The following is a 1,952-nucleotide window of genomic DNA, read 5'->3' on the forward strand; positions in this document are numbered from 1 at the left end:
TGAAATTTACCATGCCTCTCCTGCCCGCAACCCCTCTTTCATGCAACAACGCCGTAACACCCTAATCGCAAACCACTCGGAAACCGACATCGTATAGCCGACTATTGGGATCAAGTTTAGTCCGGTAGGCCGATCGACACGCCCTGGGGCCACTATTCCATGAGCCACCGCGCAGAACTCGTGGTGAAGAGGCTAGATGAGATATTCTGGCACTGCCATCGGTTGGGGCATCTGTGTAGTCTGGATACCAAACATCTAAGCACCATTCTTTTACTTGACCGTGCATATCGTATAGGCCAAATCCGTTGGCAACCCCAAAACTCCCAACCTCCATAGTTTGGCGGCGATCGCACCCCGTTGGGCCTTTGCCATAAAAACCCTTGTTGCATAGTTTGCCTTCATATTCCCAGTTCACGCCCGAATAGTTCGCTAATTCAGTCGTAATCGTGTGCCCGAAATGAAACGGTGTTTGGGTATGGGCGCGGCAGGCATATTCCCATTCGGCTTCCGTAGGTAAACGATAGGAACGTTGAGTATGGGCAGATAGACGGACACAAAATTCCATTGCCTCCTCCCACGATACTTGCTCAACGGGATGATGATCTCCAGAAAAGCAAGACGGCTGAGGCGGCAAATCTTGCGATACACGCGGCAAAGACGCCACCGCAAACCACTGAGCTTGGGTAATCGGGGTTTGGCTCATGCGGAAGGGGGCGATCGCCACACTATGTTGAGGCCTCTGGGAGGGGTGGCATCCTTCTTCCGTTGCAGGAGACCCCATTTGAAACGAACCTGCTGGTATATCAACACAGCGGATCACGACTCCTTCGCTGATTACATCTGACCAGGATGATGCTGTACAGCGCAGTTTTTCTAGGGGATGCCCATAGAAATCAACTGTCACCACATCAAACTCGATCTTAGAGCGCTCACCCACGATTTTTCCTCCCAGAGCATTCTGACTAGAGTATGCCTGGGTAAGGGATGGTTGTCTACCGGATGAGTCCGCGATCGCCTTCTGCTCCGCACATTTTTCCCATCAAGGTCAGGCAACCTGCTTCATCTCAAAACCCAGAGTTGACAAGCATAGCTTTTTGCAGCATTCCATGATTTCAGGACTTACGCACTACGTGCGGCGTCCTGACTCTTTCGGGCGATTTTGCGTGGGTGTACCCACGCAAAATCGCCCAACGGCGTAAGTCCTAGATTTATGAGTTTTTTTTTACAGCAAAAGCCCAGCTCAAGACAAACCTCCTATAACGTCAAAACCCTTCACTAGAAAAGAATTTTCAGTATTATGACAACCTTCAGTTCTAACAATAAAAGTTTGTCAAAAATGAGAAATGAGTAAACATATGTAAACAACAGCCTTGATTTGCGTAATGTGCTCTAGAGAACGTGAAAATTCTTTATAGGAAACGAAGCACACATCTGCATCTACGTCGCTCTGTTATCGATCAAGTTGTTCCAACGCAACTGTGCTTCTGGAGTGCATAACAAACCTCAGTCATCATCTGTTCAGCGCACTCAAATTTCAAAGTTTCTCTCGGCTCTAGATTCATCCCCATAGCGTTATCGTACGCCGGGATTATTGCGCTCATCTCACAGACATGATGTGCATCTATTGCTGCGACATCCCATACAAAACGATAGGTAGACGCCTTGTCTATCAACGTATTGTCTATCCACTCACTCACCGACATTGTTCAAAGGTATATCGATCATGGATCACACATTTACCCCCAATTCAGACCTTTCCATCCTCTCCAAAGATACCAAGTCTGGATCTCCCATTACTCCATCCCTAGATAGTCTTGGTCTGCCGCCTGGATCTGAACATTCCTACTCTCAAGCTATTGGTTCAGAGATTGATCTTTCTCTTTTTGCACCTCCTAGCGGCTTTGTTGCATGATTAGAAAAACGGTCAGGTTCGCCTTGAGAGTGTCCTGGTA

At 48.0% G+C, this 1,952-nt stretch carries 1 protein-coding gene; it reads right to left on the minus strand.

Features of this window, described 5'->3' with window-relative positions:
* Window positions 1–61: 61 nt before the first annotated feature.
* On the minus strand, window positions 62–937 hold the full coding sequence (locus IGR76_16270; protein ID MBF2080022.1) for a formylglycine-generating enzyme family protein: 876 nt from the start codon (window positions 935–937) through the stop codon (window positions 62–64).
* Window positions 938–1,952: the final 1,015 nt, after the last annotated feature.

This window comes from Synechococcales cyanobacterium T60_A2020_003 (genome assembly GCA_015272205.1).
Taxonomy (GTDB): Bacteria; Cyanobacteriota; Cyanobacteriia; order RECH01; family RECH01; genus JACYMB01.